The organism is Trichocoleus sp. DQ-U1 (assembly GCF_039961925.1).
Lineage (GTDB): Bacteria > Cyanobacteriota > Cyanobacteriia > Cyanobacteriales > FACHB-T130 > FACHB-T130.
Genome location: NZ_JAMPKB010000056.1, coordinates 1 through 24,612 on the forward strand (window position 1 = coordinate 1; position 24,612 = coordinate 24,612).

25 protein-coding genes are annotated in these 24,612 nt (G+C 47.2%); 12 read left to right on the top strand and 13 right to left on the bottom strand.

The genetic code is table 11. The features are described from left to right. Nucleotides 1-75 precede the first annotated feature (75 nt). Complete coding sequence (locus NDI34_RS20155; protein ID WP_348233630.1) at nt 76-1,554, bottom strand: S-layer homology domain-containing protein; 1,479 nt, start codon at nt 1,552-1,554, stop codon at nt 76-78. A 200-nt stretch (nt 1,555-1,754) separates the two neighbouring features. Next, on the bottom strand, nt 1,755-2,600 hold the full coding sequence (locus tag NDI34_RS20160) for an XDD3 family exosortase-dependent surface protein (RefSeq protein WP_190410549.1): 846 nt from the start codon (nt 2,598-2,600) through the stop codon (nt 1,755-1,757). Between the two features lie 589 nt (nt 2,601-3,189). Here NDI34_RS20160 and lepB point away from each other — a divergent pair. Then, a complete protein-coding gene (gene lepB, locus NDI34_RS20165; protein WP_348233653.1) occupies nt 3,190-3,714 on the top strand; it encodes a signal peptidase I in 525 nt (174 codons plus the stop codon). A gap of 76 nt (nt 3,715-3,790) precedes the next feature. On the opposite strand, the gene NDI34_RS20170 is transcribed toward lepB, so the two are convergent. Continuing rightward, entirely contained in the window at nt 3,791-4,339 is a 549-nt protein-coding gene (locus NDI34_RS20170) for a ComEA family DNA-binding protein (RefSeq protein ID WP_348233631.1), read from the bottom strand. Nucleotides 4,340-4,370: 31 nt separating this feature from the next. Continuing rightward, nucleotides 4,371-4,754 carry an NINE protein gene (locus tag NDI34_RS20175; protein WP_190429123.1) on the bottom strand — a complete coding sequence of 128 codons (384 nt, stop codon included), beginning with the start codon at nt 4,752-4,754 and terminating at the stop codon, nt 4,371-4,373. A 276-nt stretch (nt 4,755-5,030) separates the two neighbouring features. On the opposite strand from NDI34_RS20175, the gene NDI34_RS20180 reads away from it, so the two are divergent. Further along, nucleotides 5,031-5,327: a hypothetical protein gene (locus NDI34_RS20180; RefSeq protein ID WP_348233632.1), complete on the top strand. Its 297-nt coding sequence runs from the start codon at nt 5,031-5,033 to the stop codon at nt 5,325-5,327. Between the two features lie 107 nt (nt 5,328-5,434). After that, a complete protein-coding gene (locus NDI34_RS20185; RefSeq protein ID WP_190410546.1) occupies nt 5,435-5,758 on the top strand; it encodes a DUF1825 family protein in 324 nt (107 codons plus the stop codon). 43 nt (nt 5,759-5,801) lie between these two features. Here the strand turns inward: NDI34_RS20185 and NDI34_RS20190 are convergent, their stop codons facing one another. Continuing rightward, entirely contained in the window at nt 5,802-7,721 is a 1,920-nt protein-coding gene (locus NDI34_RS20190; RefSeq protein ID WP_190410545.1) for a PBP1A family penicillin-binding protein, read from the bottom strand. A 324-nt stretch (nt 7,722-8,045) separates the two neighbouring features. Here NDI34_RS20190 and tyrS point away from each other — a divergent pair, with 324 nt between their 5' ends. The 4 genes from tyrS (at nt 8,046) to NDI34_RS20210 (ending at nt 12,153) form a co-directional block, all read left to right on the top strand. Next, nucleotides 8,046-9,254 carry a tyrosine--tRNA ligase gene (tyrS, locus tag NDI34_RS20195; protein ID WP_348233633.1) on the top strand — a complete coding sequence of 403 codons (1,209 nt, stop codon included), beginning with the start codon at nt 8,046-8,048 and terminating at the stop codon, nt 9,252-9,254. A gap of 67 nt (nt 9,255-9,321) precedes the next feature. Next, nucleotides 9,322-10,074 (top strand): orotidine-5'-phosphate decarboxylase, encoded by a 753-nt coding sequence (gene pyrF, locus NDI34_RS20200; protein ID WP_348233634.1) that lies wholly within the window; start codon nt 9,322-9,324, stop codon nt 10,072-10,074. After that, complete coding sequence (locus NDI34_RS20205) at nt 10,071-10,694, top strand: hypothetical protein (RefSeq protein WP_348233635.1); 624 nt, start codon at nt 10,071-10,073, stop codon at nt 10,692-10,694. Before pyrF ends, NDI34_RS20205 begins: the two co-directional genes overlap by 4 nt. A gap of 604 nt (nt 10,695-11,298) precedes the next feature. After that, nucleotides 11,299-12,153 (top strand): exosortase-dependent surface protein XDP2, encoded by an 855-nt coding sequence (locus NDI34_RS20210; protein ID WP_348233636.1) that lies wholly within the window; start codon nt 11,299-11,301, stop codon nt 12,151-12,153. 360 nt (nt 12,154-12,513) lie between these two features. On the opposite strand, the gene NDI34_RS20215 is transcribed toward NDI34_RS20210, so the two are convergent. Next, nucleotides 12,514-12,825, bottom strand: a complete 312-nt coding sequence (locus tag NDI34_RS20215) for a hypothetical protein (RefSeq protein ID WP_190530198.1) — start codon at nt 12,823-12,825, stop codon at nt 12,514-12,516. A 99-nt stretch (nt 12,826-12,924) separates the two neighbouring features. Continuing rightward, nucleotides 12,925-14,061: a peptidylprolyl isomerase gene (locus NDI34_RS20220; RefSeq protein ID WP_348233637.1), complete on the bottom strand. Its 1,137-nt coding sequence runs from the start codon at nt 14,059-14,061 to the stop codon at nt 12,925-12,927. A 195-nt stretch (nt 14,062-14,256) separates the two neighbouring features. Between NDI34_RS20220 and efp the strand changes: the two genes are divergently transcribed. The 3 genes from efp to NDI34_RS20235 all read left to right on the top strand — a co-directional run bounded on the left by efp (nt 14,257) and on the right by NDI34_RS20235 (nt 16,159). After that, nucleotides 14,257-14,814 carry an elongation factor P gene (efp, locus tag NDI34_RS20225; RefSeq protein WP_190410539.1) on the top strand — a complete coding sequence of 186 codons (558 nt, stop codon included), beginning with the start codon at nt 14,257-14,259 and terminating at the stop codon, nt 14,812-14,814. Between the two features lie 145 nt (nt 14,815-14,959). Next, nucleotides 14,960-15,478, top strand: coding sequence for an acetyl-CoA carboxylase biotin carboxyl carrier protein (accB, locus tag NDI34_RS20230; RefSeq protein WP_190410538.1), 519 nt, complete (start codon nt 14,960-14,962; stop codon nt 15,476-15,478). 327 nt (nt 15,479-15,805) lie between these two features. Next, nucleotides 15,806-16,159 carry a metalloregulator ArsR/SmtB family transcription factor gene (locus NDI34_RS20235; RefSeq protein WP_190410537.1) on the top strand — a complete coding sequence of 118 codons (354 nt, stop codon included), beginning with the start codon at nt 15,806-15,808 and terminating at the stop codon, nt 16,157-16,159. An 8-nt stretch (nt 16,160-16,167) separates the two neighbouring features. Here the strand turns inward: NDI34_RS20235 and NDI34_RS20240 are convergent, their stop codons facing one another. From NDI34_RS20240 to NDI34_RS20250, 3 genes are all read right to left on the bottom strand, one after another. Then, a complete protein-coding gene (locus tag NDI34_RS20240; RefSeq protein ID WP_348233638.1) occupies nt 16,168-16,806 on the bottom strand; it encodes a GerMN domain-containing protein in 639 nt (212 codons plus the stop codon). An 89-nt stretch (nt 16,807-16,895) separates the two neighbouring features. Further along, the gene (locus NDI34_RS20245; RefSeq protein WP_348233639.1) at nt 16,896-17,714 is read right to left on the bottom strand and encodes a DUF2993 domain-containing protein; all 819 of its coding nucleotides are present in this window, start codon (nt 17,712-17,714) and stop codon (nt 16,896-16,898) included. Between the two features lie 184 nt (nt 17,715-17,898). Next, entirely contained in the window at nt 17,899-19,707 is a 1,809-nt protein-coding gene (locus NDI34_RS20250; protein ID WP_190410534.1) for a proline--tRNA ligase, read from the bottom strand. 78 nt (nt 19,708-19,785) lie between these two features. On the opposite strand from NDI34_RS20250, the gene NDI34_RS20255 reads away from it, so the two are divergent. Continuing rightward, complete coding sequence (locus tag NDI34_RS20255; RefSeq protein ID WP_190429009.1) at nt 19,786-21,225, top strand: 1-acyl-sn-glycerol-3-phosphate acyltransferase; 1,440 nt, start codon at nt 19,786-19,788, stop codon at nt 21,223-21,225. Between the two features lie 12 nt (nt 21,226-21,237). Here NDI34_RS20255 and NDI34_RS20260 read toward each other — a convergent pair whose 3' ends face one another. Continuing rightward, nucleotides 21,238-21,429, bottom strand: coding sequence for a hypothetical protein (locus NDI34_RS20260; RefSeq protein WP_190429010.1), 192 nt, complete (start codon nt 21,427-21,429; stop codon nt 21,238-21,240). A gap of 236 nt (nt 21,430-21,665) precedes the next feature. On the opposite strand from NDI34_RS20260, the gene NDI34_RS20265 reads away from it, so the two are divergent. Then, a complete protein-coding gene (locus tag NDI34_RS20265) occupies nt 21,666-22,145 on the top strand; it encodes an orange carotenoid protein N-terminal domain-containing protein (protein ID WP_190410531.1) in 480 nt (159 codons plus the stop codon). Nucleotides 22,146-22,414: 269 nt separating this feature from the next. On the opposite strand, the gene NDI34_RS20270 is transcribed toward NDI34_RS20265, so the two are convergent. Together NDI34_RS20270 and NDI34_RS20275 are read right to left on the bottom strand one after the other, a co-directional pair. Beyond that, complete coding sequence (locus NDI34_RS20270; protein ID WP_348233640.1) at nt 22,415-23,095, bottom strand: acetoacetate decarboxylase family protein; 681 nt, start codon at nt 23,093-23,095, stop codon at nt 22,415-22,417. Between the two features lie 30 nt (nt 23,096-23,125). Next, nucleotides 23,126-24,529, bottom strand: a complete 1,404-nt coding sequence (locus tag NDI34_RS20275) for a DUF2079 domain-containing protein (protein WP_348233641.1) — start codon at nt 24,527-24,529, stop codon at nt 23,126-23,128. Between the last annotated feature and the right edge of the window lie 83 nt (nt 24,530-24,612).

The following is a 24,612-nucleotide window of genomic DNA, read 5'->3' on the forward strand; positions in this document are numbered from 1 at the left end:
CGTCGACACAGCAAAATAGTTCTTCTAGACTAAGCATGGGGTAATTCAGATGGATGAGAAGTTAGCACTTTCACCCTACCTGTTTTGCCCCTTCCTTATCCCGAACTCAGGTTGATTAGCAGAACTTGACGGTGTAGGCTCCGGCGTAGATGTCGGTGATGGCTGGCTCTGTTGACGCTGACTCTGCAAAGCATCTTGAGCAGATACCCCTTCACCTTCAGCGCCAAAGTACCAGACAGCTGCCGCCGCCTCAGCCCTCGTCACGGGTTTTTTCGGCTGGAACAGCGTTGTATATCCAAAAACCCGCCGGATATTTGCCAATTCCCCATTTTGAAAATCTGCCAATACTGCCCGCAACGCCTTCGGCTCAGTTTTACCTGCATCCTGAAATCCCCACGTTTGCTTCACCGCGTCAACCGAAGCCGTGGGCAAGGTCTGGCGGGTATCTAGGGGCACTTTCCAGAGAATCAAGTTTTCGCGGGTAAGCGGTGCATCGGGGCGAAACAACACAGCGGTAGCATCACCCGTCAACCGACTGGGAATTAAACCTGCCTCCGCTAAACCTTGAATGGCTGGAAAATCAGGGTCGTTGCGGGGAATATCCTGGAAAGCCGGTTGGACATCTGTTGATGCTAAACGGATTTGCTTCCCCGGACTATTGCTATAAATCTGATTATTCGCAGCTACCAACCAACGCGCATACTGGCGGCGGGTGATGGTTTTATTTGGCTCAAACTGTTCGCCTGCGGCTGAATTACTCTTGGAACCACCAGAGTTGAGCGAAAGTACCCCCAACGCTGCCAGGTTTTCTACGTACTGACGTAATTCTTGGGGTGCTTTGTTGATATCTGTAAATACGGAGGGTTGAGAAGGAGGCCCCGGCTTGTCTGTTGTTGCCTCAGTCGTTGGCTGACTGGCGACCTCTGAGTTACTTGATGATGGTGCTGCTGCTGCACTGCCGTCGCGGACATACTGAATGGTAAATTGTGTAGTACTAGCTGCACTACTCGCTGGACTATTAGCAGCAGTCGCTGGAGTCGGTGAGGGTGTTGAGATAAAACTATTACTACCCGAACCTGACTGGATGGAGACGGTAACTTTCAGGTTATTCTGGCGAGCCACTAAGATATCGGTTGGGGGAACAGCACCCTCCTCAGTCTCAGTAGTCTCAGTTGGCTGACTCAAAACTTCCCAGTTATTCGATTGAAATGCTTTCTGGTAAAAGGTTTGGACAGAGTTGCTGGGGTCAGAAGTCGTCCAACGAAGGGTCTGTCCTTGATTGGGATCGGGTGTTGGTGGCGTGACTTCTTGCAGCTGAGCCTCTGGATAGACGGGAATCTCCGATGGGAAATCCGAGGGGAGTGCAACAAGTGTTTCGTTCGGAGAGTTATTTTGAGATGGCAACCCAAACGCAGCCGGATTGTCCTTAAGTTTAGGGTCTGCTGCGAGCGATCGCTCCAGCGCTTCACTGTTGGTACTATTGGCGCAAGCACTTAAGGAAATCAGCAAGCAACCAATAAATCCGGTAAGTATAACAGGACGTTTAGACAACACAGGGCAAACTGGGAACACGTTTTACTTTCTACGCTAGCGCAGAAAGTAAAACGTGTTCCCAGTCAGTTCAATATCATTTTTTAGCACCTTGTCTAGATGTACCTTACCCAAACAAGGGGCGTTGCACATTGGACGGATGATAATTTCGCGCTCATACACTAAGTTTTTCTTTGCATATGAGCGCGAAATAAACCCGAAAATCAACGGCGCTTACGCAGTTTACTGCCCAATACCAGACCTACTACAGCGATACCAGCGATTCCAGAAGGTTCCGGTACATCCTTAAGATTTCCTTTCAGGACAACCCCATCATTACCGCACTCAATAAAAGTATTAGCAATGTAGTTACCGCCTTCAAACAGAGACTTGCTAAACTGGAACCCAATCGTCTGAGAACCACTTGCGGAGAATTTAGCGAAGTCAAGTCCAGCAGTACTCAATGCAGAGGCAGTGAGCATGGTAATGTCACCCACTTTTGTCCCTGAACCAATTACATTGAGAATGGAACCTTCCCCGAAGTATGCATAAGCATCCGTTTTGGTAGCCAAATCCGTGCCTTGAGTATTCTCCCGATCCCATCCAGAATTATAATATTGCTTCAAACTGCTATATCCGTCGTTTGTTGCAGTGACGCTAGCAGCTTGAACATTTTGGTAGACGCCAGTGCTGGAAACCATTGAATCATTAGTTGCTGCAAAGCGAATTCCAAACAAACTCTTTGCATCACTAGCAGCTTTAAAAGTTTTATCAGTGAAATTAAAGAATAAATCTCCCCAACCAATGTTTTTGTCAGCAGCGCCACTCGCGTAAGTTCCTGTCAAGGACGTACCACCAGTCAGAGCGACAAAAATGCTGTCACTGGTTTCCTTGATTGCTATTCCCTTAATCTCATAACCAGAACCACCAGAGCCATCATTAAAGGCATCAATTCCATAGTTCCAATCTTTGTAGATCGTTCCTGCGTTAGCCTGCTGCCCAGTTACAGATACCAAGCACAGAGCCGCCGCAGCGCCAGCCATTAAGGTTGCAAAATTACGCAATTTCATATTATGAAAGCTCCTTCTATTTACCCTAAATTAAATCCCCCTTAATTTGTAACAATAACCTTATGGATTGTCTCTAGATGATTTCTCGTAACTTTGAGATTTTGCGGAAATCCTAAAAGCAAGAAAATTTCATAAAGATGGATTCATTAAATCAGTACTTCTCTATAAAAATATAAAGGTAACTTTTTAGAGTCAGTAAACCTAGTTAAACTAGAACAAAAATAAGTTTTAAAGATTGAGAAATATTACACCCTCCTGAAATCCAATGGATCTAAACCAGAGGTCGCATGGTATCTTGGCTGAGAGCTGAAATAAACCAGACTATCTCTGTGGCTAACAACGCCAGATATTTTTAGTTGAAACTTCTATGGCATCTGAGGAAAAGGATTTAGCAGCCGTCAACGAATCTCCACAATTTGCTACCTCAAACTCGACCCAACTGGGACTTCCGTCTGAGATTCAGGCAGATGCGTCTTCCCAGGACGGAGTCAATCAAACTGGGGCAGTTGTTGCTGAGAAGACAAAACAGGGGCAACCCAAAGGCGTAGATTCCGGGGGACATAAAGAAAAAAAGGCAGCAGGAGGGGGAATATGGGAACAATTAAGAGAAAACCTGCAAATTCTATTGATTGCCCTATGTTTAGCCCTTTTTATCCGAACCTTTGTTGCCGAACCCCGCTATATTCCCTCTGATTCTATGCTGCCGACCTTGCAAGTGGGCGATCGCTTGGTAGTGGAAAAAATTTCTTATCGCTTTCGGGCACCCCACCCAGGCGACATCGTAGTTTTTGACCCTCCCCAAAAATTGCAAATTCAAGGCTACGCAAAAGACCAAGCCTTTATTAAACGGGTGATTGGCACACCGGGTCACGTCGTTAAAGTTCAAAATGGTAAGGTCTACCTGGACGAGTCGCCCCTCCAGGAAAACTACATCGCAGAACCCCCAGAATATCAGTGGGGGCCAGCGCTAGTGCCTGAAGACCAGGTATTAGTCATGGGAGATAACCGTAATAACAGCAACGACTCCCACGTTTGGGGCTTCTTACCCCAGAAGAATATCATTGGTCGCGCCTTCTTCCGCTTCTGGCCTCTTAGCCGGATTAGCCGCACTTAAGTCAAAGTTTTGAGTGATGAGTTTTATGTGTGTTCAATTCAAAACTGAAAACTCATCACTTTTCCCAATAACTTATTCAAAATCGCAAATAATACATTAATTGGGCAGTTAGATTTCCAGGAAGCGATAGCCGTTGCTGGAAATCAACTAGGTTGCGGTACGACCCCGCAACGAGACGATTTTGCACTACTGTTACGGCGAGAACCGCGTCAATCAATGGAATCTGCATCAGTTCTTCGACAGACGCTGTATTCGGGTTGATGAGTTGCGGCGTTGCCAAACTAGAGTCGTCGTAGTAACAAAATCTAATCACTGCCTCTAGAGGTTTTAGCCGAGCGGGTGGCATACCTAGTGCTGCCGCAATATCCTCTATGCAGAAAAACTGAACGCCAGATTGAGCGAGGGAAACGAGCGATCGCGCTTGATGAATCGATAACCCTGGCAATCTCAGCCAATCGTCTACACTTGCCTGATTTGCATCAATCTTGATACCAAGTTCCGCTGCGATCGCAATTTCTTGGGTTGATTGCAGGCGGTAGTAGGGATCGTTCAAAATCCTGCCCCGAATTGACTGCAAATTTGGATTTAATCGAGCTGCGGGTGGTAGCCATTCAAAAAGTGCCATCAAAAAGTGCCATCAAAAAGTGCCATAAATGTCAAGCGATGCGATCGAGCCATTGACGGCGCTTTTGCTCAAATTCATATTCTGAGATCAGTCCCTCTTCCCGCAGGCTGTCCAGTTGGCGCAAAGCATCTGCGATCGCACCCACCCGATTGGGATCGACGCCGACGGAGGAGACAGCCGGTTCCACGCCCAAATTAAAATTTCGGTCAAACTCATCCCCATCTTGGACTAAATACCAAAACCCTTCAATCGCGCTAGCAATCCGAGGAATCGGTGTCCCCCACGACAAGAGCAAATAAGCCAGACCCCATACCGGCTGTCCCATATAAAACTTGTGGAATCCAGCAACGGGTATCACTGCCCCCACCAACGCCAAGATAGCTGCAACTTTTCGATTTTTTGCCTTTGTTAACATGAACCGCACCACTCCATGACCCCTTGGCTCTTGCTTGCAGACTGATTTCCTGCTTCCTGAAGCTGCTGCCAAATTTTACTGCCAAATTTTCCGGAAAAAAGCTTAGGGAAAGCAGAGAATTTTCCTATCGAGACCATACTTGCGATGGAAGCAATTGTCTTCTTCCATAATATTGATTTTTTACCTTGAGAAGGCTTGCAGATGCTGGGCGCTGATGATTAGTCAAAAACTGGATATGCTTTACTAAAAGCTTGTCAATGGTAGGCAGGTGATAAGATGCCATCTTGGACAATCGGTATTGCTATCTTACTCGGCTTGATTTTGCTGCTAGCTATTTTTTTCTGGCAGTTTCGCAACTTACAATCTTCAGCTAAACAATCATCCGTTAAGCAAAGTAAGCATCAGCGTCGCCAACCCACCATTAAGCGACAAAACAAGCTGCTGAGACTGTTGAGCGGGGATAGGGCAGCTGCAATGCGGCTAGTGGAGCGGTTAAAACAGAGGCATCCAGGTAAATCAGAGGAATGGTATTGGGAAAAAGCGATCGAGGATTTAGAGCGCGATCGCCGTTAATACGGAAAACCGAATATAACGGAAACATTGGGCTGCACTAAAATGATACTCAAAGCAGTAAACTTCTCCTTGGCGGGGAAGCCCATTAACGGGAAAAAGAAAAGGCTATGGGATTTTTTGATTCAGAAATTGTTCAGCAAGAAGCCAAGCAGCTATTTGAAGATTATCAATCCCTGATCCAACTGGGAAGCCACTACGGCAAATTCGATCTCGAAGGAAAAAAGATTTTCATTGAGCAAATGGAAGCCATGATGGATCGCTATCGCGTCTTTATGAAGCGATTCGAGCTATCTGATGACTTCATGGCTCAAATGACAGTACAGCAGCTACATACCCAGCTTGGTCAATTTGGCATCACTCCAGCTCAAATGTTTGACCAAATGAACCTCACCCTAGAGCGGATGAAATCCGAACTGTCCAAGCAACCCTAAAGATTTTGGATTTTGGATTCACTCCAAAATCCAAAATCTCAAATTATGAGCGGGGTCTCTCAAATTTGGAAGGTGATGGGAAGTATTGCACGGGTTCGCCAGACATAGCCGTTGACATAAAATCGCGCCAAATCGGAGCGGCGTACTGGCCCCCTGTAACACCACCGCCTAAGCTGCGGTTGTTATCCTTGCCAATCCAAACAGCCGTTGACATCTGCGGGACATAGCCCACAAACCAAACATCTTTCTCTAAAGAAGTCGTACCCGTCTTACCAGCCGCCGGACGACCTATCTGTGCAGCTTTCCCCGTACCGCCACTGATCACCCCTTGCAGCACTTGAGTCAGAGATGCAGTCGCCCACGGGTCTAACACCAGACGGGGTTTAGGAGTGTTATCGAGCAACACATTGCCTCGGCTGTCTGTTACCCGGACAATCAGCGTGGTGTCAGAATGCCAGCCATTACTGGCAAACGTGGCATAGCCGCCAGCCATTTCCAACGGCGTCACACCAATCGCTCCCAGAGGCAAGGAAATCACCGGCTCAATTGGACTCTTAAAGCCAATCGTCCGCAAGGTTTCAATTACCTTATCCAGCCCCACAGACCGCCCGATTTTCACCGCAGGCACATTCGCAGAGACGACGAGAGCTTGGCGAATGCTCATCGCACCGGAGTAGCCACCGCCGTAGTTTCTAGGAGAGTAATAGCCCCCTCCATCTCGATAGCTGACTGGCGAATCGTAGACCGTGGAATAGGGCGAATATTTCCCAGTCGCGAACGCCGTATAGTAAACAAATGGTTTAAAGGCAGATCCTGGCTGGCGTAGCGATTGGGTTGCCCGATTAAACTTACTTTTTTTGTAATTAACCCCGCCAACCAAGGCTTTCACAAAATGCGTCCGAGGATCGACTGCCACCAGAGCAATTTGGTTGTTATAAACTCCCCAACCCTGAAGTCTTCTATGCCAACGACTGACCTTTTGTTCCGCCATCCGCTGGAATTTGTAGTCGATGGTAGTTTGGACTCGCATTCCCCCTTTTAGCACTGCATCCGGGCCAAAGCGCTCTTTCAACTCAGCCACGACTGCATCTGTGATGTAAGGTAGTTCGCTGGTTTGCCAAGAAGTCAGCTGACCCTTTTTAATGGTTAGCTTGCGGGCGGCTGCTTCCTCTTGGGCTGTAATCCACCCCAACTCTTTCATCCGACCCAACACCTGCGCTTGTCGCTGTTTGGCGAGCTTGTAGTTGGTGAAAGGGCTGTAGTCTTCTGGAGCCTGAATCATTCCTGCCAACATTGACGCCTCTGCCAAGTTGAGGTCAGCAGCTTTTTTGCCAAAGTAGCTTTCAGATGCGGTTTGGGCACCGTAATTGTTGTGACCCCAATACACCTGATTGAGGTACATTTCTAAAATTTGGTCTTTCTTAAAGATTTGCTCCAAACGAATTGCCAGCACAGCTTCAGCAATTTTGCGGCTAAAGGTACGCTTGCGAGAAAGAAATAGGTTTTTCACCAACTGCATGGTGATCGTCGAGCCGCCCTCAACAACCGAACCCTTCTGCCAGTTTGCTCGGACAGCACGACCAACGCTGTTGGGGTTGATGCCTTGGTGGAAGTAAAAGTGGCTATCTTCAATTGCGAGAACCGCCCGCTTCAGTTCAGGAGAAATTTGGTCAAGGGGGACGATTTCGCGATTGGCTTCGCCGTGGAGACTGGTGAGGTGCTTGCCCTTAACATCGTAGATGTAAGAAGTTTCAGTAGGCGCATAGCTGCGGAGAACGCGCACATCTGGCAGGTTACGGAAGCTAATTGCTAATCCAACCAGTCCACCAGCAGCTACCGAACTGGTAAGCATAGTGATGCCGAGGAGGGTTCCGCCCGTTGCTTTCCCGACTCCCTGCATGAACTTAAAAATCGGTGGGACTGGCTCTCGCGAGTGTTTGTCTTGAATAGTGCTAGACGACACGGGGATTTCACTTCCTCACTAAAAAATGTGGGACTTGGATGTTGTGCGACTGGATAGGGCTTTGCTGATTGAAATTACAAAGACTTTCCAGGGGCAGCCGGAGGGACGATTTTAAAATCTGTCCGGGAATGCGATCGGGAGGTTAGACCGGGGAGGAAACTGATCTGCTATAGCATCATAAGTGCAGCCTGTTCCTAAAATTTTGAAATCGGGCATGGAGATTTTAACAATTTTTGCAAATTATACTAATCTGATTTGCCTTGAACTTGCATTAAATACAAATATAGTGATTAGTTACCATACCCGATTGAGTTTTGGCAAAGCATGACCGCTAGTGTATCATCGGCAAAAACGCCTCCAGAAGCCCTCAGTTGGCTCTATCGCGGCGTCAGCGAAATTTTTCCCAATCAGCCTGATTCTTCTGACCCGGCGGAGAATTTGGTTCAACGGTTAGCGCAGGCTGACCGACCTTTGCGGGTGAAGTATGGGATCGATCCGACAGGTGCAGAGATTCATCTCGGTCATACTATCCCCATGCGAAAGTTGCGATCGCTTCAGGATGCTGGTCACACGGCTGTTCTAATTCTGGGGGATTTTACGGCTCGGATTGGCGATCCAACGGGGAAGTCTGAGGTACGCCGCCAGCTGACAGCAGAGGAAGTGGCTCAAAATGCCCAGACGTATCTGGATCAGGTGCGTCCAATCCTGGATTTCGATACGCCGGGACGGTTGGAAATTCGTTACAACTCGGAGTGGCTGGGCAAACTGGATTTGGCAAAGATTCAGGAATTACTCGCCACGATGACGGTGGGACAGATGCTGGCGAAGGAGGGGTTTGCTCTCCGTTTTGAACAAGAAAATCCGATTTATCTGCATGAGTTTCTCTACCCATTAATGCAGGGTTATGATTCTGTGGCGGTAGAAGCGGATGTGGAGTTGGGAGGAACCGATCAGAAATTTAATATTGCCGTGGGGCGAGATTTACAGCGGCATTTTGGTCAGAAGCCTCAGTTTGGGGTGTTGATGCCGATTTTGATCGGGACAGATGGCGTCCAGAAAATGTCGAAGTCTCTGGGCAATTATGTGGGGCTATCGGAACGCTCGACTCCGATGTATCAGAAGCTGGAAAAGATTCCAGATGAGCTGTTGGAGCAGTATTTTGAACTCCTGACGGATCTGCCTTTGGATCGGTTGCCAGAAACTCCGCGCGATCGCCAGCAAGAACTTGCGTTCGAGATTGTGAAGCAGTACCACGGTCAGCAAGCCGCGGAGGAAGCGAGGAAGGGAAAAACTGACGATGTACCGGAATTTTCGCTTTCGAGCGTGCAATTTCCGGCTAAGTTTTTCTACATTGTCAGTGCTAGCGGTCTGTGTAAAAGTAGTTCGGAAGCACGACAGCGAATACAAGAGGGTGGCGTACGACTAGATGGCGATCGCGTTGACACGATCGCTCTCGTCTTTGACACGCCCGAACAACTAGCCGGACGCATCCTGAGTGTGGGGAAAAAGCGATTTGTCCGCCTTGTAAGCTAAGGTGAGCGAGTGAATTGAAAAATTCACTCTGGTTGCCAAGTCGATTTTTTCAGCCTTACTCCTACCCGTGAACCCAAATCCTACTCGCCTAGAATCCCCTAAGTCAGTCACAGAGCGCATCATCGTGCCGCTGGATGTGCCGACAAAGGAAGCCGCGATCGCGCTCGTCGATCAATTGCCCCAAGTGTCATTCTGGAAGGTGGGGTTAGAGCTATTTGTCAGCAGTGGGCCGGAAATCTTAACGGCGCTCAAAGACCGGCAAAAGCGAATTTTTCTGGATCTGAAGTTTCACGATATCCCCAACACGGTTGTTGGGGCTTGTCGCGCCGCTGCCCGCTACGGGGTGGATTTAGTGACAATTCATGCAACTGCCGGTCGCGGTGCCTTGCAGGGGGCAGTAGCAGCGGCACAGGAGGGCGCACAGGAGGTAGGGGTGACACCCCCCAATTTAATTGCGATTACGCTGCTGACCAGTCTCACCTCGCGCCAGCTAGCCTTTGAACTAAAAATACCGCTAGAACTGCCAGAGTATGCCTTACAGATGGCGCTGCTAGCCAAAGAAGCAGGGCTGGCTGGGGCAGTTTGTTCCCCCCAAGAGGCAGACCAGCTGCGGCAGACTTGCGGCGATGATTTTCTACTGGTGTGTCCGGGTGTGCGCCCCTCTTGGGCAGAAGCGGGAGATCAGAAGCGATCGCTCACCCCCACCCAAGCTTTCCAAGCAGGCGCTGATTACTTGGTAATTGGACGTCCGATTACCGCCGCCTCTGACCCTGTTGCGGCTTGGGCAAGAATTTGTGACGAGCTAACAGGGGTTTCATGAACTTAGGTCGAAAGCGTCAGTTGTTAGAAATTAGGCGGTTACTTCTGATTTCTGGCTGTTCGCTGTTCGCTGCATTCAGCACTCAACCGGGACAAGGAAACTCCTCCCCTGCACTCAACAGGGACAGGGTTTCTCTGTCCCGGCAGCTTTCTGCTTGCCCCAATAATTTAGAAAACCTCACACTTCTACTCCTGCGGGATTTACCCAGTTATGCGAATCGGGTCAATCAACGTGCTCGACGCCGCAGCAGAAAAGTTGATATTTCTTCTAGTTCGGTGATTATCGCTGGACGCCCGGAATTTGAGCCGCTTAGCTTGGGTCCCGGTCAATATACCCCAACCACTCCAGCCGAACTTGCCGCAGCCCCCAAGCAGCTATTCATTACCACCTTGGAGCGACAATATACGGCTGGCAAGGCAATTGAATTACAGCAGTATCACTGGCTATTTCTGGCTCAAACTGACAGCGGTTGGAGCCTAGCACTCATGTTTTCCCGTACTGGCCCTTCTCCGGGAGGACGACCCCCTACACCGCCGCGCGATAGCAGTAATGGCATTATTGGTCAGGCAGTTCGGAATTGGTTGCAAGATTGCCGAGTGGGAAAAGTGCGATCGCTCTAAATCTCCGAACTCTCACGCATAAGAAGCGAGCATTTTTTTGACACTTCCGTAACTTCAACGGGAATTCATCCATCTTTTACTTAAATGATGGTTAATTTCTAATGCGTCTCAGTAATTTTTCTCAGTAATTTCATCATTATCTACAAGTTTTTACTTGAGTGCATAAGTTTAGCTTTTGAAAGTGCGATCGCTATCTATCTCAAGTCTTACTTTTATACGTAATTCCTTTTAATAAAACTTCTATATCTCTAACAACATTTTCAAGGTATCCGAAATTTTACGCACAGCAAGAAGCATTCTAATTTTAATTTCCGTAGCTTCAAGGATGACTTAATTAATCTTTACTCTTAGGATGAAATAGTGCCGATTTATCAAGGATTTAGCTAAAAGAACTAAATTATTTGAGAAAGTTGGCAGTTTAATTTAGATGAAAGGGCGGAAAAGCAAAACTTTGGCTAAATGATTAAAGTTTTAGCTTAGACCTACATCGCTAAAATTTGGGCTTAACGAGTTGCTGTGGATTGGGAGAATCTGTCACTGAAAACCTTCAACTAATACCTTTCAACAACGTTTCTACATGAGCACCTACCAGAGGATTAAAAGAATGAATTTTCAGCGTACATCAACTTTTCTATGCTTAGCCGTTGGAACAGCATTCACGATTTCTAGTTCAGCGCAAGCTGCAAGCTTCCAAACCAACGTTAGCCAAAAAAGTAACTCTGAGGCAGATATTTGGCTTCAGTCGATTACTCAGAATAAAGTCACAATTGATAGTTTTAATCTGGTTAAAGAGGCTAAAATAATCTCTAATACTGCTATTACTCTCACTAGCAAGAAGGGAGAAACTGCCAATCCAGAAGCCGGTGGCTACAACAATAATACGGGGGCTGCTAGCACAGATAAAGGCGATAAAGCTAGTAAGCCAAACGGTGTTGAAGTATCTGGAATTAAGAACCCAACCAATACTGATATTGCTACTTATCTAGGTAACCAAAACCTCAACAACATTATTGATACTGAGGATAAAGGTTCCTTTAGTATCAACCTTTTCTTCAATAACCTAGTTCGTGCAGATAAGACAGGATTAGACAACCTCTTTTTCTGGGAACGAGGCAAGAACAGCGATCTAGGTATTCAAGCAATTGACAAAGCTGGCAACCTCATTGGTAATTTTCTAAAACTCAAGCGAACCGATCAGTTTGCCGCAGGTTATAGCATTGACACAATGGAAATTAGTGGAAGTCAAGAGGTTGGTTCTTGGGGAGTTAGCCTAGCGCAATTGGGAATTACTTCTCTAGCAGGTATCCGAGTGACAGCAGACGCGAGTTACAATGGCCCAGACTTTAAAGTAATGGCTAGAGAACAAAAAGTTCCTGAACCAGCCACGCTTGCTGGCTTGGGATTGGTAGCTGGATCTTTGATGACAATTCGTCGGCATCGACGCCGCAAAGCTAGCTAGGTTTTAGAGAAGATTTACGTTCCTAAAGACTGAGTGAAAGTGAACATGAAAATGAGGGCTAGAAAGTGGATAACGCTTCTAGTCCTCGTTGTTTAGTTGCTGATACTAGAATTCGTCTGGAGCTACACCTACTATTATTGCTCCTGAAGGCAAAATACCCGACTTCGAGGGAGAAGCCGGGTATCCAAACCGCTAGCATCTGACAACTCTAATCGGATTACTATAGAGGCGCAAAAACTTAAAGCGGATTTGCCAGAAAGTAAGAGAGCAAAGAGAAGCAAATTGCGCCTCATCTACTCCCCAAAAAAACGCGAACTGACAAGTCAGCGCTTCGCTATCGCTCTATTTTCTCACTTCACGCTAATTTCTATCTGAAGCAGAATCCCGCTTCAGCTTAGGAAAGCGGTAAAAGGTATCTCCATCAGCATCTACTTCTGGCAGCACCCCAAACATCTGCACCTGACGATCCAGGTATTCCTTCGCTAATGGGACATCTACTCTTGCTGCTGCTGTCAATTGAATGAGCGAAATACAACTATTTTGAGCTTCCAGCAATTGATAAAAAGCATTTTCTAGTTGCATCTGCTGCTGTCGTTGCTGGGAGGTACTGTAAACCAAAAAACCCGCCATCACACTGACAGTGATGACAAAAATTACCTCAATAATTGCCATAAATTTCCTAATTTTATAGCAGAGAGGGTGGGCGATCGCGCAATGCTGGCATTGCCGTCCCACCCACCCTATTAATAGCTCTTTATCGCCCTGTGATGTTTATGCGGCTTGTGGCTGGACTAAATTCTCCACGCCCTGGATTACTTTAGCCGAGACAATCTTGTCGCCTGCATCGAGTTTTTCCAGAACTTCTTTGCCTTTCGTTAAATAGCCAAAAACTGAATATCTCCCATCCAACAGGTTACGACCGGCTGGGGTTAGTTCTGGCTCAAACAGGAAGAAAAAGAACTGAGAAGAACCTCCGTTGGGTTCTGTTTCCGGACGAGCCATTGCTAAGGCACCATAAGCTGAGAAAGGAAGCACGGGTAGGTCGAGGTAACGCCCCGCGTCTTCTAAGGTGATGCCATAGGTGGGTTCTTTGTCCCCTCTCGCCAGCACTTCTAACGGAACCGCCCGGTATTTGCCGGTTTCTGGGTCAATAAACCCCTGATCTGGGCCGGGAGGATCTCCCACTTGCAGCACGTAGGAGTCTTCGGCGCGGACGAATTCTAGCCCGTCATAGAAACCACGCTGGACTAAATCTACAAAGTTACCCGCAGTTACGGGCGCACTGTAACCGTCTACTACTAGGGTCAGGGGGCCTTTCTCAGTTGTCATTTCTATAGTGGCGCGTCCCTTGAGTTGAGGCAGATTACTGTACGCTGAGGGCACCTCGAAGGGGAATCCCGGCACCATTAGCTCTTCTAGTTGACCCACGAGATCGAGAACGTTGCCCCGTTCCGCCTGAGTTTGGTCTTTATCTTTGGCTTCTACGGTTTCTCGAAGCTTCCCAAATTGTTCTTCCATCTTCGCAATTAGGGCTTCTGCTTGAGATTTTTGCGACGGAGAGACGCCCGCGAGCAAGTCGGAGGAGCGAGCGCTTAAAATTCGAGATGCCTTGCTAACATCGCTGGCGATCGCACTCCAACGCTTACTTCGCAGTTGTATGGAAATATCTTCTAAATCGGCTTGCATTTCCCGCACTGCTTGATTGTCAATGGGTAGGGCATACCGTAACAAAGCTTTACCATCTGTGATGGCATTTCCCGATGGCAATCCACTATCACGGGCAGTTTTGCCAGAATCCCACCAAGCAGCGCTGAGTCCTGCTGAGAGTGTCATCATCAGCACTACTAAGACGCCTGTTAAAGCCAAGCGTTTGAACCAATCGAGCGTGGAACGGTTTGAATCAAGCATAAATTAATTCCTGCATGCTGCTTTCCCGACTGCGGTTGAAGCTTTCACGCTTACCAAAAACTCCATTTTTAATCTTGCCACACGGGTGTCCCGACCCAGCGACATTAGACGCAGCCGATCGATCTACGAGTAATAGGAAGAACCTCCGCTCGCGGTAAAATGAGGTGCCGATTGTTCTCCCCTAGATAAAGATTCATGATTTCGAGTAACGACTTTAGAACTGGCGTCACCATTGAATTAGATGGAGCTGTGTGGCGGGTAGTAGAATTTCTCCACGTTAAGCCAGGGAAAGGAGCTGCGTTTGTCCGCACTAAGCTAAAAAATGTGCAGTCAGGCTCCGTTGTGGAACGAACCTTCCGAGCCGCAGAAACGGTGCCCCAGGCAAATCTGGAAAAGCGCACGATGCAGCATACCTACAAAGAAGGCGACCAGTTCGTGTTTATGGACATGGAAACCTATGAAGAAGCAAGCCTGAATGCGGTTCAGATTGGCGATCGCGTAAAGTACCTTAAGGAAGGAATGGAGGTGAACGTCATCAGCTGGGGCGAGCAGATCATGGAAGTGGAACTGCCCAACTCCGTAGTGCTGGAAGTGACGCAAACCGATCCCGGTCTCAAAGGCGATACCGCCACTGGCGGCTCGAAACCCGCGATTGTGGAAACAGGTGCCCAGGTGATGGTTCCCCTGTTTATCACGGTCGGAGAGCGGATCAAGATTGATACCCGTACCGATACCTACCTGGGTCGAGAATAATGCAAAAGTTTTTAGTCAGTGGTCAGGGGTCAGCGGTACAGAAGAAACAACCAACAACCAACAACTGACACTGACCTTGAGACGAGATTTACCCTTGTCTCTACCAAGCAACAATTAATCCCTGACTACTGACATCCTTTTTCTCATGTCCATAGACTTCAACGATCTCCGTGAACTGCTGGCAGCGATCGCGCAAACCGATATTACAGAGTTGACACTCAAAAGCGCTGATTTTGAACTCACCGTGCGGAAAGATCCGCGCGGGGGTTTGCCGGTCTTGCCACCCGCCCTGGCAGGGAGTGGGAGTCCCGAAGTCTCGGCTCCCCCCTCCCAGGCATCTCCGTCCATGCCGTCCAGCCCGAACTTAGAGGCGGTGCCACGAACTGCCCCGCCGACCACTGCTGGTTCTCCCATTGATAGAAGACTCGAAGATGTCAAATCACCGATGGTGGGGACGTTTTATCGCGCTCCCTCACCGGATGATTCTCCATTTGTGGAAGTGGGCGATCGCATCCGTACCGGACAAACCGTCTGCATCATTGAGGCAATGAAGCTGATGAATGAAATTGAAGCCGAGGTGTCCGGTACGGTGATAGAAGTTTTGGTTCAAAACGGCGAACCTGTTGAGTATGGTCAACCGCTGATGCGGATTAACCCCGAATAACTTTAGCGTTTGTAAACGTTGCGCGGAGGCATCTGCCATGAATCGTCCAAAAAGTTTATTTCCAAAATTTTTCTATTTTTGGAGTAAGCTTTTTTGTATAATTTAATTGTCTAAAAAATTCCTTCTAAATAATGGAAATATCGATTAATTTTGCTAAATACGCATATTTCCATTATTTAATTTTACGAAGTTTCCTTTAAGAAATCGTATCTAAAGTTACCCGGTTTACAATATTAATCAACAAAAGAAATTTAACAATTACTAAATAGTTATTAACCAAAAAACATCATATATAATCAGGATGAACTATCATTTCTGGTTAGTCTCATGCGACAAGCTTTGTCTGTACCACCAGAAGTTGTACAACAACTTGCAGAGTATTTCAGCATCTTGAGCGAACCAATGCGGTTGCGGATTTTGAACTTCCTGCGCGACGACGAGAAATGCGTACAAGAATTGGTTGAGGCAACACAAACCAGTCAGGCTAACGTTTCTAAGCATCTAAAAGTGATGCTGCAAGCCGGTATCCTGAGTCGCCGCAGCGAAGGGACATCGGCTTATTACAAAGTGGAAGATGAGTTGATTTTTGAATTATGTAACTTAGTTTGCGATCGCCTTGCCGCTCGGATTGAACAGCAAGCCCGTCACTTCCGTGACTTTAGCTTAAGCGCGAGAAAGTAAACAAAGCCCTATAAATCAAAATTTTTCTCAAAGTTTTGGCGAGTCAGAGGCTGATTGAGTTCCAACCCTTCACCGCCCAAAACTTCCAACCTTTTTCCCTCTACATCAATCCAAACATTGGTATCGGGATTGATACTGGTGGCTGTATAGAGGATTTGCGCCACGCGACCTGTCATCGAGGCACTACCGCCACCAGCAGTAAATTCTTGGGACAAATCTACGTGAACACCATCCTCCCGAACATCCAGATTTCGTAGCTGCGTTCCCTTGGGAATCGTGCTGCTGTAAGCCGGATCGTTCGGGCCTGCCAACAAGCGATTGAACGCACCTTCTAGAATGTTCTCAGACTTAACGCCTGCCTGTATTTTGACCGGAGCGGGCACCACCTCAATCTTGCTACCACTACTCTTGAGCCAGTAGACCTGAACCGTCTTCTGACTGGATAGTTGCTGAGCGGACGGCTGCACAGACGGCTGTACAGACGCCTGAGGCGAAGTAGTCGGTTGGATAGCCGTAGCTGATGGTGTTGGTGAAGAGTCTGTATTTGCTGCCTGTTGCTCCCCTGGGCTACAAGCCGCCAAAGCCATCGCCAAAACACTAACGGCGATGCCAATCCCGATTCGACGGCCTGGTTGTTGAATTTTCATATGAATTTCCCTCCTTAAAATTTATTTGGATGCTGGTGAGGAGGTTTTGTTGAGGAATACAGTGAAGACGAGCGCTGCTCCGGATAATTCTAACGCGGCGTAGATGCGGAAGCTGTGTCTGGCTTTTCTACCCTCACAAATGCAGCTAACTCTAGTTGTTCCTGATTTAAATCTAATTTTAGGAGTCGGGCAGCAATCCCTCTATCTTCCAAGGTGCGTAGATCCAAGCGGCTATTGAGACCGGACACGAAGGAGGCAACCAGGAGGGGTGGCACTGGCATCCCATTGACCAAGACATTTGGCTCGATCAATTGCAACTGATGCTCAGACACGATACCTAGCCCTGATTCCACCGAGACAACCAGTTTATCTGCATTTTCCGGCTCCTGCAATTCCAACTGGAAACGCAGCCGGTTATCTCCCAGAAATTCCACTTGAGGATTGACAAACTCATAGCGCTGAACCAGCATATCAGCGTTGCTGCCAAGAATGCGGCTTCCCAGTTTACGCAATTGAGCGCTAACGGCGGGTGACTGTAAAGCTTGATTAATATCTTGCTGGGTAATCACCAAACGCACCCCAGCTTGTAAAGGTTCCTTCAACAATTCGGTCGGTCGCACTCGCTGCTGCCGGAGACGCGCCACATCCAGGTTAATGGGGTCGGTTTCTATTTCCAGCTCTGCAATCCGGAATTCTGGCGTTACCCACAACCCTCGCCCACCAATCCGCACTCGCTCAACTTTTCCTCGCACGATTTGGAAATTTGGAGCATTGTCAACGCGGACTTGCAACTGCTCCACTTTATCAAACTGGGAACGAATGGCATTTTCAGCGATGCGGTCGATGGCTAAATTTGCGGGGGAAACGAGAGCAAGCAAACCAGATAGAAAAATTGCTATAAATTCCATAGTTCTCGCTTAAATTTTCTGGCGCACAATGACGCGATTTTCTGAAATTTCGCGCACAGACGCAAAGTTTTTAGGAGTTATAAAAGCGCATTGGCATCAAATATCATCCAAGGGTTTTTTGAAGCGTAAAGGCACAAAGACACAGAATGAGCACTTTGTGTCTTTGTGCTTTTGGGGTGAATTGTTATTGATTTAAAGCAGCATCAATCCGCTGCTTTAAAGTGGTCGCGACTTCCTCCACAGGAATTTCCTGAGATTTGCGAGTCGCCCGTTCGACAACTTCCACTTTACCGCTATTGAGCGATCGCCCGGTTACGATGCGATAGGGTATCCCGATTAAATCGGCATCTTTGAACTTTACTCCCGCTCGTTCATCGCGATCATCTAAAAGAGTTTCGATTCCCGCTTGATTCAACTGGGTGTATAGTTTTTCAGCAACTTCCACTTGTTGGGCGTCGCTGGTGTTGGGAACTGAGATGATGACGTGATAGGGCGCGATCGCAACAGGCCAGATAATTCCATCTTTGTCATAAGATTGTTCTACGGCTGCCTGCGCTAACCGCGAAACACCCAGACCATAACAACCCATTATTAGGGGAATTTCCTCACCTTGTTCGCTGGTGTAAGTGGCTCCCATTGCTTGAGAATACTTGTTACCTAGCTGGAAAATGTGCCCCACTTCAATGCCACGGGCAGTACGGAGTGTTTGAGCGGGATCGTGAGTTGCGCGATCGCCCGGTCGTGCCTTGCGGATATCTACGACCCCTTCTGGTAACTTAAACTGCTCGCCCCAATTAGCACCGACAACATGGTATTCCAAGTCGTTAGAACCTGTGACGAAGTTTTTTAGCTCGACCGCAGTTTTATCGACAAACCGCAAAAACCGGGGAGCTAAATTTTTCGCCGAACAGATGTAATCGTCTGCAATGTCGGGAGCGATATAGCCCAAAGGTAGAGGTCTCGTCGCCCATAGTTGCTGAAGCGCCGCCGCTGGAACCTCTACAGATAGCACCGTTTTGGCTTGGTATTCCGGTGCCAATTTTGTCAGAGCGTTGTGCAACTTTACTTCATTAACTTCTTGGTCGCCTCGGATACTAATCAGTACCAGCACCGTCAAGCCGTTGTCATAAACTGCCTGGTAGAGGACGTTTTTCACCACTTGAGTCGGCGAACACTTGAGGAATCTACAGAGTTTATCAATGGTATCGGCGTCCGGCGTCTTCCGCTTCTCATAAGTCTTAAACGGAGATGGTTCGATGTCAGCAGGTAAAGAAACCGCTTTTTCCACATTGGCGGCGTACTTGCCATCTTCGGTGTAGAGAACTTCATCTTCCCCGGCTTCAGCCAGTACCATAAATTCTTGAGAACCAGACCCCCCAATCGCACCTGAATCAGCTTCTACAGCACGGAAGGCTAAACCAGTCCGGCTTAACATCTTGCTGTAAGCATGGTGCATATCCTGATAAGTTTTTTTCAAGCTTTCTTCATCGACGTGGAACGAATAGCCATCCTTCATGATGAATTCCCGTCCTCGCATCAAACCAAACCGGGGGCGAATTTCATCCCGAAACTTAGTTTGAATTTGGTAGAGGTGCAGAGGCAACTGGCGGTAGGAGCGAATCATATCACGAGCGATCGCTGTAATCACTTCCTCATGCGTTGGCCCCAGCCCCAGTTCCTGCTCTCGGCGGTCTGTTAGGGCGAACATGATCCCTTCAGCTTTGGTATAAGTATCCCAGCGCCCCGACTGCTGCCACAATTCAGCGGGTTGTAGTTGCGGGAGTAGACACTCTTGTGCGCCGGTTGCATTCATCTCTTCCCGCACAATCTGAGAGATTTTTTGCAACACCCGCCACATGAAGGGTAAATAGGCGTAGATACCGCTCCCGATGCGACGAATGTAGCCTGCACGGAGCAGTAATTTATGGCTGGGGATTTCCGCTTCCGCCGGTTCTTCCCGCAGAGTGACAAAAAACATTTGTGACAGTCGCATCGCTGGTTCCCTCTACAGATTGGATAATCGATATCTCAGTTAAGTCTAGAATGTCCACAAGTTCACAAGAAAACCACTTTGCCCGATTTAATGAGTGCGGCTCAGCCTCCTCTAGAATTTATTCCACCGGCGCTCAACCCCCTGGTTTTACGAGCCGCCCAACAAGTGCTACCTGGCTGCATACGTTCCCAAACAGCGATTACCCAAATTCAAGCAGAAAACGTTGAGATTTTAGTCGATTTATATCGCCAATTTCAGGATGGGAAGATCCGCTTTATGATGGCATTTCGCCATCCCAGAGTTGAAGATCCGCTGTGCATGAGCTATCTGCTTTGGAAATTAGTACCGCGGCTGGCACGAGAAAAGGGTATCTCACTACAGCACCCGATTCATGCCCACTTTCTTTATGACCGAGGGATTCCTTTATGGGCGGGAGCGCACATGGGCTGGCTCTATTCTCGCTTAGGTGGTACCCCTATCCATCGCGGTAAGGCAGACTGGACGGGATTGCGTTCGGCGCGTGACCTGTTTGCCAATGCTCGGTTTCCGATAACCGCTTCCCCAGAAGGAGCCACCAATGGTCACAATGAGATTATCAGCCCTCTAGAACCCGGAATCGCACAATTAGGCTTTTGGTGTGCTGAAGATTTGCAGAAGGCTGGACGAGGGGAGCAAGTTTTAATTGTGCCAGTCGGAATTAAATACCGTTACGTCGAAGCTCCCTGGAAAGAGATAGAAAAGCTTTTAGGCGAATTGGAAGTAGCGAGCGGTTTGCCAGAAGGAAAGTTGAAGGGTGAATTGAAAGGCGAATTACAGGGTGAAAGTTTAAATCCATCGGCTAACCTGCAACCTTTTCAAGCTTCTCTCTACCAGCGGCTGTGTCGTCTAGGCGAACATTTACTGTCTGTAATGGAGGAGTTTTACACCCGGTTTTATCATCAAACTTTGCCGACTGTGGAAGCGTCACAGAACAATGCGAATGAAGCTTTGGCGATTCGACTTCAAGCACTACTGAATGTGGCCCTAACAGTGGCAGAGGAGTATTTTAACCTGCCATCCAAGGGAAGCGTAATTGACCGTTGTCGTCGTCTAGAGGCGGCTGGCTGGAATTATATCTATCGAGAAGACCTGAAGAATATTAAAGCGCTGTCTCCCCTAGAACGCGGATTGGCGAATCGAATTGCTGAGGAAGCCAGCCTTCGGATATGGCATATGCGGTTGGTAGAAACTTTTGTAGCCGTAACTGGACAATATGTTCTAGAAAAACCAACCGTAGAGCGTTTTGCCGAAACTACCTTACTTTTATGGGATATGGTAACTCGAATTAAAGGCAGCAATCCCTTCCAGCGTCCTCGATTAGGTAAGCAACGGGTAGAGATGAGTGTAGGGCAACCCATCTCGGTTTCAGAACGCTACCCAGTCTATCAAGCAAATCGGCACGGTGCGAGACTTGCAGTAACTGATTTAACTAAAGATTTGCAACACGCGATGGAAGGTTTGATTGCTTCGGCTGGATGAAATCCCCAGTTTTTAAATAAGTTGGCTCGTGAAAATCCGCAGGATGACATTTATAAAATCTTGCGGATCGCGAGTAATAATTTCATCCAAATTATTCATAACGGCTGTACTCAGGACAAACCCAATTAATTTTTGCAATAAATGCTGAAAAAGAATTTCAGCGTTGAGTTTCCTGGTGTTTCCCCAACCTGCGAAAATCTCCAAGTTTATTCCATCCGGCTACTTAATAGCGAATGACGACTTCTCTGCTTACGTCTTCCTTTAGTTAGAAATCTTGTGATATCTTTGCCATCTTATTGATGGATTTCTAATGGGGATCATATCTGTCTCTAGCGGGGTTAAACTTCCATGATTTATTCGTTAATTTTCTTTAAGTAAGTGAAAACCTGTTTCTTGAACAAAAGAGACAAAGCAATTATTAATTTTCCGGAGGGTTAAGTATGACATCAGGCACTTTACACGCATACGATCAAGGTAAACAAGCTTTTCAAGGCATGGATGTAGACCAGCAGCTTGCCGTGCTGTGGTTTGTGTACACCAAGATGGGTAAATCTGTTACACCAGCCGCTCCAGGTGCTTCTGGTTCTGAGATTGCTCAGGGATTGTTCAATCAAGTTAAGGAACTATCCCATGAAGAACAGCTGCAAGTTCAGCGTGACATTGCTTCTAAAGCGAATACACAAATTAGCCGCGAATATGGTTCTCTGAGTCCAGAAACCAAACTAGCGTTTTGGTACTTTTTAGCGCAAGGAATGGATAGTGGTACCATTATTCCGATGCCTCCTAACTATGAACTTTCCCAAGCTGGAAAAGACTTGCTAGCAAAAATTGAAGGAATGGACTTCCAGCACCAAATCGATTTTCTACGCGGTGCGGTGCTACCGATGGGTGCTGAGGCTGCTGGGGGTTCTGACATCTAGAAAGAATATTTAATTTCCTGTTGAATTCCTCCTTTATACCCCCGCTATGTTGTTAAGCAATTAGCGGGTTTTTTTACTGATATTTTGCACAAATCCGGTAGCCTACTCGAAATTCAAATTCCGGGGTAACAGCTCAAGTCCATCAAAATGGACTTGAAGCTTTGAGACTTTGGAATTTTAGCCCAGATGAATTCCGAGAGGCCGATTCGTTTGTGTAGCTCCAAGTTGTAATGTGTGAGCTACAGCAAGTTTCGCAAGAAGTTTAGTTTTTAAGGGTAGCTAAATTCAACTTCCCTGGCTGTTACTGTTGTGCCTACTGCTTCTGGCGCACCGACTACTAAATTCATCTCGTCGCAGTAAACAGTTAGTAAAGGCTGACCTAAGTTCAACTGGGAAAAAGGGCTTTCTGCTGGGATTTCTAGCTTGCCACTCATTGCCTTTAGTTGAGATTCAAGCTGACTTTTGAAGAAAAGCAAATCGTAATTTTGGCTACTAAACGCAGTTCCGATTAATGGCTGTCGCCACCATGTAGAGATGGGCAATAGGCCGTCTGTGTAGCTGAGACTGCATAGTAACCGATCGCCTTGACGGACGGTGACACCAGCGCGATCGCCTTTTTCCCAGGTAAACTCAGCAAGTTCCTTCGGTAAACCCCAGATTCTTCTCCCACCAGCAACAGAATCGGCATTATCTACATAGATGTGGGACACCCAACCGCCGAATTTATCTTCATGTTTGACCATCCCTGGGATAACAATTAACTCGCTATACTCCAGCACGGAACCCGATCCGTAGTAGGAAAGATAAACCCCGCCTAGGGTTTTCCCAGGGAAAACTGAGACAATTTCTAACTCTGGAGGGATGAAGGGACGCGATCGCTCAATATCTATTAAATGCAAGGTTTGTAGCGCGTAACCTTGGAGTGTCCAAGGTGCCTGTGGATATGACATTTTCAACTCCTACAATCATATTCATTTTTATTAAGACGTTTTCCTAAACAAATAAACATCATCACGTTGATAGGTTAATTGAAATCCTGGGGTATTTTTTAGTTGATTTGCCAGCTTAGCAGCAAACTCTTGGCTAACAGTCCCGCCAGCACCGCCTGGGTAACGCACATTGAGCAATATATACTCAAAAGGAGATAGATCGGCAGGGGGTGGAGTCAGATCGTCTACTAAGTTGATCGTCTGGCGGTGAGTTAAATGAGGTGCAATTCGATTGGTGGTTAACACACCGCCTTTCGTTTGCACTTGAGCGATCGCTTCTCGCGCTGCTTGCCAAGTATCAACGGAATTTTGATATTTCGACCAAAAATAGCCATACTTTCCTAACACTAAGAAAGCCACTATCGACCACACGATTATTGCCCGTTTGTCTCGCATCCAACTTCGATTTGCGGCAAGGCTGGAAATGACAGTCAGCATCAAAAAAGGCAGAATTGGCAAAGAATATTGGTGGAGTAAATCCCGTTGGTGTGGCTTGTCAGAAAGAATGTTTAACGCCAACGCGGGAATCGCACTTACTAGAGGAGTCATGTGTCGGGGAGAAAGTCCCCAAATTACTGGCAAAACCAAGAGGGTCAGATATTCGAGTGTCTTGAATAAAAAAATTCTCCCCAATATCAAACTAGGCTTAAACAGTAGATTTCTAGCAATATCTAGAACTGAGTTACCGAGATAGCTATAACGTGAAACCGCTGCTACTTCGCTACCGCTGAAAGATGGAATAATTAGCTGAGTTGCAATTAGGAACCAAGCGATACCAGCAGAAAGAGCAAATGCACCACATAAACGCCGCTTCTCAAACATCAGCAGCCAAATCCCCATTGCTGTGACAGTAAGGGATAAAACAGCTTTACACCCCAAAATAAAAATAATACTGACACAAAACCACCCAATTCGATTTTGCCTAGCACACCATACCGCTGCTAAAAATGCGGGAACCGCCATCACTTCTGGATGGAATTCAAATAAATTTGCATTAAAAATCAGCGGGTAAAGCAAGTAGACTGCTGATATTGTGATTGCTTGCGATTCTTTCAACCCCGCTTGACGCGCTAGGTGCCACATTGGTAAAGCACCTAAAGACAAAGCGATGGCTTGTACTACTAACAACCAATGAACATTGGGATAAATTTTGTACAGGAAAGACAATAGATAAACTGCCCACGCAGCATGGTTTCCCATGTGATGAAAGCCAAGAATCGAAGAAATTGGCGGCTGTCCCTGACTCATTAAATAAACCACTTGGTCATAAATTCCCAAGTCATAAGCCCCCGATTGAAACATGGAGTGTCGTAGGCTACTGCACGCGAATAATATTACGGCACTTGTGCCAATCATCAATGACAGGGCACTCGGCTTGATTCGTGTTTCTTTCATAAGATATTTTTCCCGCAGAGAACGCAGAGAATTAGCGATTGCTGGTTACTTTACGTCCTAATCTAAACCCAACCTAAAAGTGA